The 13,277-nt window shown below is 70.3% G+C and carries 10 protein-coding genes; 6 read left to right on the top strand and 4 right to left on the bottom strand.

Annotated elements, in window-relative coordinates; translation table 11 throughout:
• Positions 1–53 precede the first annotated feature (53 nt).
• The 5 genes from lpdA to ACFHWE_RS08010 all read left to right on the top strand — a co-directional run bounded on the left by lpdA (position 54) and on the right by ACFHWE_RS08010 (position 6,393).
• The gene (gene lpdA, locus ACFHWE_RS08030; protein WP_416599986.1) at positions 54–1,430 is read left to right on the top strand and encodes a dihydrolipoyl dehydrogenase; all 1,377 of its coding nucleotides are present in this window, start codon (positions 54–56) and stop codon (positions 1,428–1,430) included.
• Positions 1,431–1,535: 105 nt separating this feature from the next.
• Positions 1,536–3,287: a 2-oxoglutarate dehydrogenase, E2 component, dihydrolipoamide succinyltransferase gene (sucB, locus tag ACFHWE_RS08025; RefSeq protein ID WP_416599985.1), complete on the top strand. Its 1,752-nt coding sequence runs from the start codon at positions 1,536–1,538 to the stop codon at positions 3,285–3,287.
• 433 nt (positions 3,288–3,720) lie between these two features.
• Complete coding sequence (lipB, locus tag ACFHWE_RS08020; protein ID WP_416599984.1) at positions 3,721–4,419, top strand: lipoyl(octanoyl) transferase LipB; 699 nt, start codon at positions 3,721–3,723, stop codon at positions 4,417–4,419.
• A 102-nt stretch (positions 4,420–4,521) separates the two neighbouring features.
• A complete protein-coding gene (lipA, locus tag ACFHWE_RS08015; protein ID WP_416599983.1) occupies positions 4,522–5,478 on the top strand; it encodes a lipoyl synthase in 957 nt (318 codons plus the stop codon).
• A 213-nt stretch (positions 5,479–5,691) separates the two neighbouring features.
• The gene (locus ACFHWE_RS08010; RefSeq protein WP_416599982.1) at positions 5,692–6,393 is read left to right on the top strand and encodes a DUF4191 domain-containing protein; all 702 of its coding nucleotides are present in this window, start codon (positions 5,692–5,694) and stop codon (positions 6,391–6,393) included.
• Between the two features lie 69 nt (positions 6,394–6,462).
• Here ACFHWE_RS08010 and ACFHWE_RS08005 read toward each other — a convergent pair whose 3' ends face one another.
• The 4 genes from ACFHWE_RS08005 to ACFHWE_RS07990 all read right to left on the bottom strand — a co-directional run bounded on the left by ACFHWE_RS08005 (position 6,463) and on the right by ACFHWE_RS07990 (position 11,305).
• On the bottom strand, positions 6,463–7,599 hold the full coding sequence (locus tag ACFHWE_RS08005; protein WP_416599981.1) for an LCP family protein: 1,137 nt from the start codon (positions 7,597–7,599) through the stop codon (positions 6,463–6,465).
• 235 nt (positions 7,600–7,834) lie between these two features.
• Entirely contained in the window at positions 7,835–9,010 is a 1,176-nt protein-coding gene (locus ACFHWE_RS08000; RefSeq protein ID WP_416599980.1) for a macrolide family glycosyltransferase, read from the bottom strand.
• A gap of 252 nt (positions 9,011–9,262) precedes the next feature.
• On the bottom strand, positions 9,263–10,678 hold the full coding sequence (locus ACFHWE_RS07995) for an LCP family protein (RefSeq protein WP_416599979.1): 1,416 nt from the start codon (positions 10,676–10,678) through the stop codon (positions 9,263–9,265).
• Between the two features lie 150 nt (positions 10,679–10,828).
• Positions 10,829–11,305: an RDD family protein gene (locus ACFHWE_RS07990; protein WP_416599978.1), complete on the bottom strand. Its 477-nt coding sequence runs from the start codon at positions 11,303–11,305 to the stop codon at positions 10,829–10,831.
• A 336-nt stretch (positions 11,306–11,641) separates the two neighbouring features.
• Between ACFHWE_RS07990 and glnA the strand changes: the two genes are divergently transcribed.
• A complete protein-coding gene (gene glnA / locus ACFHWE_RS07985; protein ID WP_416599977.1) occupies positions 11,642–13,066 on the top strand; it encodes a type I glutamate--ammonia ligase in 1,425 nt (474 codons plus the stop codon).
• Positions 13,067–13,277 lie beyond the last annotated feature (211 nt).

The following is a 13,277-nucleotide window of genomic DNA, read 5'->3' as shown; positions in this document are numbered from 1 at the left end:
GGGTCCGCGTCCAACCCGGCAACCACCAGCCACTGAACAAGGAGTTCGTTCCCGTGAGTGAGAGCGGCGGCACATTCGACCTCGTCGTCCTCGGCGGCGGCAGCGGCGGCTACGCGGCCGCCCTGCGCGCCGCGGAGCTCGACATGAGCGTCGTCCTGATCGAGAAAGACAAGCTGGGCGGCACCTGCCTGCACCGCGGCTGCATCCCCACCAAGGCGCTCCTGCACTCGGCCGAGGTCGCCGACTCCGCCAAGGAGAGCGAGGCCTTCGGTGTCAAGGCCACCTTCGAGGGCATCGACATCGAGGCGGTCCACAAGTACAAGGACAAGGTGATCGGCGGTCTGTACAAGGGCCTGACCGGTCTGGTCAAGTCCCGCAAGATCACCGTGGTCGAGGGCGAGGGCAAGCTCACCGGCGCCGACGAGGTCACCGTGGACGGGGCGGTCTACAAGGGCCGCAACATCGTCCTGGCGACCGGTTCCCAGCCCAAGACCCTGGGCCTGGACATCGACGGCGAGAAGGTGATGACCAGCGACCAGGCTCTGGGCCTGGACCGCGTTCCCGGGTCCGCCATCGTCCTGGGCGGCGGTGTGATCGGTGTGGAGTTCGCCAGCGTGTGGCGCTCCTACGGCACCGACGTCACCATCGTCGAGGCCCTGCCCCACCTGGTCCCGGCCGAGGAGGAGTCCAGCTCCAAGCTGCTGGAGCGGGCCTTCCGCAAGCGCAAGATCAAGTACGAGCTGGGCACCCCCTTCGAGTCGGTCAAGACCACCGGCTCCGGTGTCACTGTCACCCTCAAGGGCGGCAAGACGCTGGAGGCCGAGATCCTGCTGGTCGCCATCGGCCGCGGCCCGGTCTCCGAGGGGCTGGGCTACGAGGAGCAGGGCATCGCGCTGGAGCGCGGCTTCGTCACGGTGGACGAGAACCTGCACACCGGTGTCGGCAACGTCTACGCCGTGGGCGACCTGATCCCGACCCTCCAGCTCGCCCACGTCGGCTTCGCCGAGGGCATCTTCGTCGCCGAGCACATCGCCGGGCAGAACCCGCCCGCGATCGACTACGACGGTGTCCCTCGCGTCACCTACTGCGAGCCCGAGGTGGCCTCGGTCGGCCTCACCACCAAGGCGGCCAAGGAGCGCGGCCACGACGTCGTCGAGATGAACTACAACCTCGCGGGCAACGGAAAGAGCCAGATCCTGCAGACGCAGGGCGCGGTGAAGGTCATCGCCGAGAAGGACGGTCCGGTCCTGGGGGTCCACATGGTCGGCAGCCGGGTCGGCGAGCTCATCGCCGAGGGCCAACTGATCTACAACTGGGAGGCGCTGCCCGCCGAGGTCGCACAGCTCCTCCACCCGCACCCGAGCCAGTCGGAGGCGCTGGGAGAGGCGCACCTGGCGCTCGCGGGCAAGCCGCTGCACGTCCACGACTGACCGCACCACCCGGGGGGCGGGCCCCGGCGGCCCGCCCCCCGCCACATTCGCGCTGCCCAGTCAAGGCGTTGGGCAGATTCCGCGCCCAGACCCAACGAGGAACCCATGCCGACTTCCGTTTCCATGCCAGCCCTGGGTGAGAGCGTCACCGAGGGCACCGTCACCCAGTGGCTGAAGAACGTGGGCGACACCGTCGAGGTAGACGAGCCGCTCCTTGAGGTCTCCACCGACAAGGTGGACACCGAGATCCCCTCCCCCGTCGCGGGCGTACTCACCAAGATCCTCGCCGAAGAGGACGAGACCGTGGAGATCGGCGCGAGGATCGCGGTCATCGGCGGCGAGGGAGAGTCCGCGGACGAGCCCGAGAGCGCCCCGGCCGCCGAGTCCGCCCCCGAGCCGGAGCCCGCCGCGGAGAAGCCCGCCGAGAAGGAGCCCGAGCCGGAGCCCGAGCCCCAGGCCGCCCCTTCCGGAGGCCCGGAGACCGAGGTCACCATGCCGGCCCTGGGTGAGAGCGTCACCGAGGGCACCGTCACCCAGTGGCTGAAGAACGTGGGCGACACCGTCGAGGTAGACGAGCCGCTCCTTGAGGTCTCCACCGACAAGGTGGACACCGAGATCCCCTCCCCCGTCGCGGGCGTACTCACCAAGATCCTCGCCGAAGAGGACGAGACCGTGGAGATCGGCGCGAGGATCGCGGTCATCGGCGGCGAGGGAGAGTCCGCGGACGAGCCCGAGAGCGCCCCGGCCGCCGAGTCCGCCCCCGAGCCGGAGCCCGCCGCGGAGAAGCCCGCCGAGAAGGAGCCCGAGCCGGAGCCCGAGCCCCAGGCCGCCCCCGAGCCGAAGGAGAGCCCCGAGGACTTCGGCGGGGCCCCCTCCGTGGACATCGAGACCCTCAGCGGAACCGGTCGCGCCTCGGGCACCGACGCCGTGACCGAGGCGTACGTGACGCCGCTGGTCCGCAAGCTGGCCGCCGAGCACCGCGTCGACCTCAGCCGCCTCCAGGGCAGCGGTGTGGGCGGACGCATCCGCAAGCAGGACGTACTCAGGGCCGCCGAGGAGCGCAAGGCCGCAGCCGCACGCGCCTCGGCCCCCGCCGCACCCTCCTCGGCCACACGCAAGGGCGCCACCGACACCTCACTGCGCGGGCGCACCGAGAAGATGAGCCGTCTGCGCCGCTACATCGCCGACCGCATGGTGGAGTCGCTCAACACGGCGGCCGAGACCACCCAGGTCATCGAGGTGGACGTCACGAAGATCGCGCGTCTGCGCGAGCAAGAGGGTCGGGCCTTCACCGAGCGCACGGGCGCCCCGCTGGACTTCTTCCCCTTCTTCGCGCTGGCCGCCGTCGAGGCGCTGCGGACCAACCCCAAGCTCAACGCGGTGGTCGAGGACGAGGAGATCAGCTACCACGACGTGGAGAACCTGGGTGTCTCGGTGGACACCGACCGGGGCCTGCTGGTCCCGGTGATCAAGGAGGCCGGCGCTCTGGGCCTCAGTGACCTGGCCCGCGGCATCCGCGCGGTAACCGAGCGCGCGCACACCGGGAACCTGACGCCGGAGGACCTGCGGGGCGGGACGTTCACCATCGCCGAGACGGGCGGCAGCGGCGCCCTGTTCGGCACGCCGATCATCAACACGCCGCAGGTGGCGATCCTGGGCACCGGCGCGGTCGTCAAGCGGCCGGTCGTGGTGGAGGACCCGGCGGTGGGCGGCGAGGTGATCGCGGTCCGCTCGATGGTGTACCTGTCGCTGTCGCACGACCACCGCCTGATCGACGCCGCCGACGCGGGCCGCTTCCTCCAGCAGGTGAAGGAGCGCCTGGAGGAGGGCGCCTTCGAGGCCGACCTGGGCCTGTAGGGACACCGCTTCCCCGTCGCAGCGGGCCGGATGCCGTGGACGGTGTCCGGCCCTTCGCGTCGGGCCGGTGTGCCCGGCTCCCGGACAACGGAGAACGGGGCGGTGCCGTGGCACCGCCCCGTTCCTTACCCCACCAATCACCATCCCCTGATGATCCCCATCATCAAAGGTCTGCGGGGAAGGCGCACTCACCACAACGGCGATCACCCAAGGTGACCTCTCGTTGACGAGGAGTTCCTTGCCCCACACACAACCTAGAAGAGCCGGAGCCCCTCCGCAGGGCTTTCGCTGAAAAAGACCGAGAAAAATCCGCAGGTGCTGCCCGAACGCCTCGGGGAGGAGGGCTATTCCCCCTTGCGTACCGGGGCCGGCAGTGCGCTATCCGACATCGCGACCCCACCGCGTTTGCGTTCCGGCGCGTAAGGTTGAGGGCGTGAGTGATCTCGTTTACGCGTGGATGGGCGATACGCCGGTCCCGTACCACCAGGGTTGGGACCTGCAGAAGCGGCTGCACGAGCGCCGTGTCGCCGACGATGTGGCCGACACGGTCCTGCTGCTGGAGCACGAGCCGGTGTACACGGCGGGCAAGCGCACCGGCGCGTGGGACCGTCCTCTGAGCGACCCGGGGGCGCCCGTCGTCGACATCGACCGCGGCGGCAAGATCACCTGGCACGGGCCGGGGCAGTTGACGGTGTACCCCATCGTCAGGCTGCGCGACCCCATCGACGTGATCGCCTACGTCCGCATGCTGGAGGAGGCCGTCATCGGCACCATCGCGGAGTTCGGCCTGGCCGGACGGCGGGTGGAGGGCCGGACCGGTGTGTGGCTGGACGCCGACCCCGGGCGCGGGCTCATCGAGCGCAAGATCGCGGCGATCGGCTGCCGTATCGCCCGCAAGGTCGGTATGCACGGGCTCGCACTGAACTGCGATAATGACTTGTCATGGTATGACCGGATTGTCCCGTGCGGGATCTCCGACGCCGACACCACGTCGATCACCGCCGAGCTCGGCCGCGACGTGCCCGTCTCCGAGGTGCGGCCACACCTCGAACGGCACCTGGCGGACGCCCTCGGCGCGAAGGGCTACAGCCACACCGACGGCGCCGGGCTGCTCGCCGGCGCCCGCGGATGACCATCCGGACCGCACGAGCCACCGGCCCCGGCCGGGGTACACACGGCCCCCACGAGGGGTGCGGGCGCCCCGGTGCGGGGCACAGAAGGGAACGGGTTCACGTTGACCATCGCTCCTGAGGGCCGCAAGCTGCTGCGCGTGGAGGCGCGCAACAGCGAGACCCCCATCGAGAAGAAGCCGCCGTGGATCAAGATCAAGGCGCACATGGGGCCGGAGTACACCGAACTCCAGTCCCTGGTGAAGAAGGAGGGCCTGCACACCGTCTGCCAGGAGGCCGGGTGCCCCAACATCTACGAGTGCTGGGAGGACCGGGAGGCCACGTTCCTCATCGGCGGCGACCAGTGCACCCGGCGCTGCGACTTCTGCCAGATCGCCACGGGCAAGCCCAGCCCGCTGGACCGCATGGAGCCGACCAAGGTCGCCGAGTCCGTCCAGGCGATGGGGCTGCGCTACGCCACGGTGACCGGTGTGGCCCGCGACGACCTGGACGACGGCGGCGCGTGGCTGTACGCCGAGACGGTGCGCAAGATCCACGAGTTCAACCCCGGCACCGGGGTCGAGCTGCTCATCCCGGACTTCAACGCCGACCCGGAGCAACTGGCCGAGGTGTTCGGAGCGCGCCCGGAGGTACTGGCCCACAACGTGGAGACCGTGCCGCGGATCTTCAAGCGCATCCGCCCCGGGTTCCGCTACGAGCGCTCCCTGGAGGTGATCACCCGCGCCCGCGAGGACGGCCTGGTCACCAAGTCCAACCTCATCCTGGGCATGGGCGAGACGACGGAGGAGGTGGTCGAGGCCATGCGCGACCTCCACGGGGCCGGGTGCGACCTGCTGACCATCACCCAGTACCTGCGCCCCTCCAAGCTGCACCACCCGATCGACCGCTGGGTGAAGCCGCAGGAGTTCGCCGAACTGGGCGAGGAGGCCGAGAGGATCGGCTTCGCCGGGGTCATGTCCGGTCCGCTCGTGCGCTCCTCCTACCGTGCCGGACGCCTGTACAAGCAGGCGCGGGAGAAGCGGGACGCCGAGGCTGCCGCTACGACGAACGCCACACTCTAGGGCATATCACCACAGTCGTAACCAAGCTGGAACGGTGGCTCCCGGGCCACCGTTCCGCACCCCCGCGAGCGGCCGCCTATCCTGGTGTGGTGAGGCGCCCGGCTCGTTGGCGCCCGATGGCGCCGCACACAGGTCGACCGCGAAGAGGAGGCAAGGCAGCCCAGGGACGCCCTTCCCCGCCGACACCGTCGGTGCACGCTGCCTGAGAGCACGATGGCGAAAAAGCAGGGTTCCGAGAAGACGGCCGACCGGCAGCCCGGACGGCTCAAGCAGATCGGCATGGTCGCCAAGGTCGTCCACCAGCAGAGCCCGCGCACGATCCCGATCGCCGCCGCGGTCGCGGTCCTCATCCTCGCGGTGTTCGTCGTGATCGGCATCTGGACCGGTTCCTGGATCATCTGGCCGCTCACCGGCATCCCGGTGGCGCTCCTGGTGGGCTTCATCATCTTCACGCGGTCGGCACAGCGCGTCCAGTACACGATGCTGGACGGCCGCCTGGGCGCCGGGATGGCGATCCTGGAGAACATGCGCGGCAACTGGACCATGGAGGCCGGTGTCGCCGCCAACAAGCAGATGGACGTGGTGCACCGCGTGGTCGGCCGGCCCGGCGTGATCCTGGTCGGCGAGGGCGACCCGAACCGGCTGCGCGGCTTGATCGCCGGGGAGAAGAAGCGGGTCTCGCGCGTGGCGCACGACATCCACATCTACGACTTCAAGGTCGGCAACGGCGAGGGCCAGGTCCCACTGGACAAGCTCCAGAGGACGCTGCTCAAGCTGCCGCGCACCCTGGACAAGTCCATGGTCGCCGAGCTCATCTACCGGCTCAAGGCACTGCCCCCGGCCATGCAGATGCCCAAGGGACCCATGCCCCGGAACGCCAAGATGCCCCGGGGGATGCGCGGCCAGGCCGGCTGACCCGCACGTTCCCCGAGCGGGGCCGCCGGTGTTCGGCGGCCCCGCTCTCCCGTGTGCGCGGACCGGGTGTCACTGGCAGGAGACGGTGTCGAGGTCGGCCGAGGCCGCCTCCAGCCCGGTCAGGAGACCGTCTGGCGCCTGCGACGGCACGGCCGGGGGCGCTTCCGAGGAGGTGGAGGGCGCGGAGGGGGTGGCGTCCCCGGCCCCGGGCAGGGCCCGCCCCGTCGCCACCGCCGTGAACAGGGCGGTCGCCGCGGGCTCGTCGAGAACGACCTTGTTCGGGTTCCAGGGGTGGTCGCGCACCGGCACCGTCACCGTGGTCATCCGGGACAGGTCGGCCTCGCGCATCGCGGCCGCCAGTTCCGCCATCGCCTCCACCGTGAGGCGGTCGTCGGTCACCATGTGGTCGGTGACCGTGTCGACGAAGGCGTACAGCGCGGCCGGGCTGGACATGACCTCGCCCTCGGCCACCTCGCGCAGGAGGGCGCCGATGAGCCGCTGCTGGGTCCGGATGCGCCCCAGGTCGCTGCCGAACTCGGTGCTGGCGCGCGAGCGGGCCAGTCCCAGCGCCTGGCGCCCGTCGAGTTCCTGCTCCCCGGCGTCGAGCCGCAGTTCGGCCCTGGGGTCGTCGATGGGCTCGGGTACGCACAGTGTGACCCCGCCCAGGGTGTCCACCATCCGCTCGAAGGCCGCGAAGTCCACCGCGACCATGTGGTCCAGGTGCACACCGGTAGCCGACTCCACCGTGCGCCCCTGGCAGTCCAGACCGCCGTAGCGCATGGCGTGGTTGATCTGGTCCTGTCCCCCGGACCAGCCGCCGTACCCCCGCACGGCCGGGCAGGGCGGGATGTCCACGACGAGGTCGCGCGGCAGGTTGACCATGGTCACGGCGCCGCGGTCGATGTCGACACCGACCAGGACCAGGACGTCGGGCCGGACACCGTGCTCACGGCTGTAGGCGGCGTGCTCCGGCGCCCTCTCGTCGGTGCCCAGCACCAGGACGGTGCGCATGCCCTCGACGCGGACGGGGCGGTCGCCCCAGGCGTCGGTGTCGACCTCCTCGGTACGGACGCCGAGGGCCGTGTAGCCCAGGTAGGCGACCAGGCCCACGGCGACGAGCACGGCGGCGACGGCGAGGGCGGCCCACCGGGCGCGGGACGCTCCGGTACCGGGTCCGGTGAGGAGGGAGAGCGTTCTGCGAGCCACGCGAGCACCTGTGATCCGGTCTGGGACGGGGAAGGGCGTCCGCCGGGGCACGGCACCGAGGGGCGGCGGACGTACCGCCGGATGTTACCCCAACGACACGTACGGTGTCAGATCGTGACCGCCAACCGCCTCTCCGACGCCCCCACCACCCGCTTCCGTGACCGCCGTCCCCGACACGACCACCGCGCCCGGGGAGGGGCGGCGCACCGCCGTGAGGGGGACGGTGCCGGGGGTGCTACGCGGTGGCTTCGGCCTCGATGAGGTCGGCCGCGTAGGAGGTGCCGCCCTCCTGGAGCCGGGAGCTGATCCCGGCCAGCCGCTCGGCCACGTCCGGGTCCGGGGCCAGTTCGAGCAGGGCCGCGCGCAGCGTCTCTGCCGTGGCGTCTTCGGTGTCGATCCGGCGCGCCACCCCGGCCTCCTGGAGGCGGTCGGCGTTGTCGAACTGGTCGACCGCCTGGGGCACCGCGATCATCGGTGTGGCCGTGTACAGGCCTTCGCTGGAGCCCCCCATCCCCGCATGGGTGACGAAGGCGTCCGCCTGCCGGAGGATGTCCAACTGCGGCACCCAGGAGTGCACCTCGACGTTGGCCGGGAGGTCCCCCAGCCCGTCGCCGCCCACGTGCTTGCCGACCTGGAGCACCACGTGCCAGCCGGGCAGGTCGCCGAAGGCCCTCAGGCACTCCCGGTAGAACCCGGGCAGGTTGGTGTAGGCCGACCCGAGGGAGACCAGGAGGACGTGCTCCGCGTCGGCGGGCCTGGTCCAGGTGCCCTGCTCCTCCCGCCGTCCGAGACAGGGGCCCACGAACGTCACGGCGTCGGAGACGGTGTCGGCGTGCGGCTGCATCTCACGCGGGATCAACGCCAGGGCCCGGTCCGGCGCCCCGGCGAAGTTCGAGTGGTCCAGGTCCGTGATCCCGTTCTCGGCCAGCCAGGCATCGAATTTGGCGTGGTACTCGGCCGCACCGGGCTGCGTGCGCAACCACTCCATGACGGTGTCGGCGTAGCCCGCCCAGGCCACGTAGGTCGGGGAGAGCTGGATGGACGGAATACCCCAGCAGATCCCCAGGACCCGGGCGGAGTAGCCGCCGATGTCGTACAGGAACACGTCGGGGCGGTCGCCGTCGTAGAAGTCGCGCAGGACCGGCAGGGAGTTGATCGCGTCGTCGAGGAAGATGTCCATCCCCTCGATCGGATCGTCGGCCCACTCCCCGTCCCCGGTGGGCAGGGTGGTCGTGAAGCGGACGAGTTCGGCACCGGTCGAGGCGATCAGCTCTCCGACACGGTCCACGGGGTCGTTGGCGTAGGTGACGCGGTGGCCGCGGTCGACCAGTTCCCGGATGATCTCCAGGCTGGGCAGGACGTGGCTCACGGCGGGGACTCCGACCATGGCGATGTGCAAGCGACGGGTCATGTGGTCTCTCCAGGGGCTGTCTACGGGTAGGACTGACGGGCGCCTGTCCTCGGCGGACGGCGCGGGGCGCCCCGGGGGCGCCGTGTTCCTAGAGGTAGATCAGGGCCTGGAAGTACATGCCTCCAAGGCAACCGGACGGCCGCCGCTCGGTCAACACGTTTTCCGTCCGGCGGACCCTGCCGGGGGAACGAGACGGCGTCCGTCCCCCTGTCGTCGACCCGGTACGGGGAAGCCGTAGGAGCCCGGTGGAGGTCAGCAGGCGCTCTGTGCCGCTTCCTCCTCGGCGGTGATCGCGCCCAGCTCCTCGGTGAGGGAGGAGTCCCCTCCGGGGTCGGTCCAGTCCGGACCGATGACGAGTTCGAGGGTGTAGGGCAGCCCTTCGGGCACCTCCTCGGTCACGGCGTCGGCCAGGCCGCCGGCCAGCAGCTCCGCGGCGGCCTCGTCCCCGGGGCCGTAGTAGACGGTGGTCACGTCGGGGAAGCGGACCTCGGGGTTGCCGGTGCTGGGAACCTGGAAGCCCTCCGCCTGGAGCTGGAGCTGAACCTGCCCGGCCAGGCCGGTGGTGCCCGTGTTGTTGCGCACGTCGACGGTGACCGTCGAGGGGTCCGGGGCGTCCCCGACCGAGTCGTCCCCCTCGGGCCCGTCCCCGTCCCCGCCGGCGAGGTCGGCCCCGGAGCTGATCGCCCCGAACAGCTCGGAGGCGGCGGGCTCGCTCAGGGCGAGCCGGTTGGGGTTCGCCGGGTGCGGGGTGTTGGGGACGGTCAGGAACTGGACGGCGCCCAGGTCGACCTCGCGCATGGAGATGGCCAGGTCGGTCATGGTGTCGACCGTCAGGCCCTCGTCGGTGGTGATCGAGTCGGTCACCGCGCTGAGGAAACCGGTGATGGCGGCGGGGCTGGTCATCACCTCGCTGCTGAGCACCTGGCGCAGCAGCGCCCCCATGAACTCCTGCTGCCGCTCGATCCGGGACAGGTCGCTGCCGTCGCCCTGGCCGTAGCGGGAGCGGACGAAGCCGAGCGACTCCTCTCCGTCGAGGGTCTGGAGTCCGGCGTCCAGTGTCAGGTGGGCCTTGGGGTCGTCGACGGGCTGGGGGATGCACATCTCCACCCCCCCGACGGCGTCCACCATGTCCTTGAACCCGCCGAAGTCCATCATGACGAAGTGGTCCAGGTGCACACCGCTGATCTGTTCGATGGCCTTCCACTGGCAGCCCACCCCGCCGAAGTTCATCGCCGAGTTGAGCTGGGCGGCCTGCGCGGCCATCCCCTCGTAGCCCTCGACGGCCTCGCAGGCGGGCAGGTCGACGACCAGGTCGCGGGGCAGGTTCACCAGGGTCGCCGACCCGCTGTCGACGTTGACGCTGGCGATGAGCATGACGTCCGGGCGCTCCCCCTCGGCGTCACCGTAGGCGGCGTTCTCCCCCGAGCGGACGTCGGATCCGAGGACGAGCAGGTTGATCACGCCCTCGACGTCGACCGGGCGGTCCCAGGCGTCGGTGTCCACCTGGGTGGTGGTGATGTTGCCGACGATCCCCTGGTACCAGCCGTACCCGCCGAGGCTGATGACGATGGACACCGCTGTGACCATGCACGCGACCCACTGTCCCGCGGACATGCGCACTCCGGCGAACGTGCGCGGCACACGGGGGGCGGAACGTCTTCCAGGCATGAGGACCTTCGCGGGGAATGGTGGGAGACCCACGGGGGCGGGCGGCGGGGAGCACCCGGCGGATCATGGGATTTCCCGAAAAAATGGGAGTGAACGGATGCTAACAGCAGTTGACAGCGGACACGCCACCCCGGTACGGGGCGAAACCCCCTAGTAACGGGTGGCGACGGTCCCGGCGGCGCGGTCGTGCAGTCCGCGCGTGTCCCGGTCGTAGACGACGGCGGGGATGACCAGGCACAGCAGCAGCGTGCGCACGGCCATCGAGACCGGCCAGGGCCAGCGGCGCTCGCCGGTCGCGGTGATCCCGACCCCGGCCATGCGTCTGCCGATCGTGGTGCCGAGGAGGGTGAGCAGCACGAGGTTCATCACGGCGAACACGGCCAGGGCCGCGGTCTGGACCAGGGGGACCGCCTCCTCGGCCGAGGCGGGGACCGGACCGGCCAGCCCGGCTCCGACGGCGGCACCGGCGATCAGCACCGAGAGGACCCAGTCCAGCGCCAGCCCCGCGAGGCGTCGGGGTACGGAGGCGACCGACCCGCTGCCGTGCTCGGGAAGGCCCAGGCGGTTTCCGCGATAGCGGAAGTCGTCCTCGGGGGCGGCCGTGCCGCTGCGCCTTTCGTCACTCATGTCCTTCACGGTATCGGCACCGCGCACCTCCCCTTCCCAGCCGTGCGGCTCCGGCCCGGCGGACACCTCCGCGGACGGGGCGGCGGAGCGGCAAGGGGCCTCCCGAAGCCCTACCGCGCCGCCCTTTTCGTCCCGGGGCGCGATGGAACCTCCTGTTAACACCGGTTGGTCTGCGACAACGTCGGAGTCCGTAACATGCAGGAAACAATAGAGACATGGTGTGGAAACCACCCACTTCTAGCTTCGATGACGAAGCCGGGAGGCGGCATGCGCCCGGGTGCCCGCGATGGAGCGGGCCGGAGCCAGCCGTCTCAGCCACCTGCACGGAGGTTCGTTTTGTTCAGCAGCGTCGACGAGGTGCTCGCTTTTATCCGGAATGAGGACGTCAAGTTCCTCGACGTCCGTTTCACGGACCTGTTCGGAGGCGTGAACCACGTCACCCTCCCGACTGAGAACGTCGACGAGTCGACGTTCACCGACGGCCAGATGTTCGACGGTTCCTCGATCCGCGGCTTCCAGGCCATCCATGAGTCCGACATGCTGCTGCTTCCGGACCTGAGCACCGGCGTCCTGGACCCGTTCCGCAAGCACAAGACGCTGAACATGACGTTCTTCGTCCACGACCCGCTCACGCTGGAGTCCTACAGCCGCGACCCGCGCAACGTCGCCCGCAAGGCCGAGGCCTACCTGCGCGGCTCCGGCGTCGCCGACACCGCCTTCTTCGGCCCCGAGGCCGAGTTCTACATCTTCGACGACGTCAAGTTCGAGACCCGGGCCAACACCGGCTTCTACGAGATCGACTCCGTCGAGGGCGCCTGGAACACCGGCTCCTCCATCGAGGGCGGCAACCGCGGCTACCGTCCGCGCTACAAGGGCGGCTACTTCCCCGTCGAGCCGGTCGACCACTACAGCGACCTGCGCTCGGACATGGTCCGCACCCTCATCGAGGCCGGCCTGGAGGTCGAGCTCCAGCACCACGAGGTCGGCACCGCCGGCCAGGCCGAGATCGGCGTCAAGTTCGGCACGCTGCTCCAGCAGGCCGACAAGGTGCAGCTCTACAAGTACATCGTGAAGAACGTCGCCAACGAGGCGGGCAAGACGGCCACGTTCATGCCCAAGCCGCTCTTCGGTGACAACGGCTCCGGCATGCACTGCCACCAGAGCCTGTGGAAGGACGGCTCGCCGCTGTTCTTCGACGAGTCCGGCTACGGCCAGCTCTCCGACACCGCCCGGTACTACATCGGCGGCCTGCTCAAGCACGCCTCGGCGCTGCTCGCCTTCACCAACCCGACGGTGAACTCCTACCACCGCCTGGTGCCCGGCTACGAGGCCCCGATCAACCTGGTCTACAGCCAGCGCAACCGCTCGGCCTGCATCCGCCTGCCGCTCACCGGTTCGAACCCGAAGGCCAAGCGCATCGAGTTCCGCGTGCCGGACCCGTCGGCCAACCCGTACCTGGCCTTCTCCGCCATGCTCATGGCCGGCATCGACGGCATCAAGAACAAGATCGAGCCGCCGGAGCCGGTCGACAAGGACCTCTACGAGCTGCCGCCGGCCGAGGCCCAGGCCATCAAGACGGTGCCCGCGTCGCTGGACGAGGCCCTGGAGGCCCTGGAGGCCGACCACGAGTTCCTGCTTGAGGGCGGTGTCTTCACCAAGGACCTGCTGGAGACCTACATCGACTTCAAGCGCACCGAGGAGATCGACTCCCTGCGCCTGCGCCCGCACCCGCGCGAGTTCGAGCTGTACTACGACATCTAAGCCCGCGACGCTCTGACGTGCTCCCCTGGGGGTCGGCCCCACCGGGCGCGCGTCAGGGCCTGCGGCGAAGGTTTCAGAGGCCATCGGCGGCGTTCCCCACGCCGCCGATGGCCTCCTTCGTTGTGTGCCGGGTCCTCCCTCCCCCGCCGAAACCGGGTGAGAGAGAGCGGCATGGCAGTCCGGTGCCTCCAGCGCCGGGCGCACTACCTTG

The sequence above is a fragment of the Nocardiopsis sp. LOL_012 genome (genome assembly GCF_048060475.1).
Lineage (GTDB): Bacteria > Actinomycetota > Actinomycetes > Streptosporangiales > Streptosporangiaceae > Nocardiopsis.
Note: the sequence above shows the minus strand (reverse complement) of the source record. Positions and strands in the feature narration are given on the sequence as shown.

Coding starts and splice junctions, on each gene's coding strand:
- sucB (WP_416599985.1), top strand. CDS start 1,536: ATGCCGACTTCCGTTTCCATGCCAGCCCTGGGTGAGAGCGTCACCGAG.
- ACFHWE_RS08010 (WP_416599982.1), top strand. CDS start 5,692: ATGGCGAAAAAGCAGGGTTCCGAGAAGACGGCCGACCGGCAGCCCGGA.
- ACFHWE_RS08000 (WP_416599980.1), bottom strand. CDS start 9,010: ATGACCCGTCGCTTGCACATCGCCATGGTCGGAGTCCCCGCCGTGAGC.
- ACFHWE_RS07995 (WP_416599979.1), bottom strand. CDS start 10,678: ATGCCTGGAAGACGTTCCGCCCCCCGTGTGCCGCGCACGTTCGCCGGA.
- ACFHWE_RS07990 (WP_416599978.1), bottom strand. CDS start 11,305: ATGAGTGACGAAAGGCGCAGCGGCACGGCCGCCCCCGAGGACGACTTC.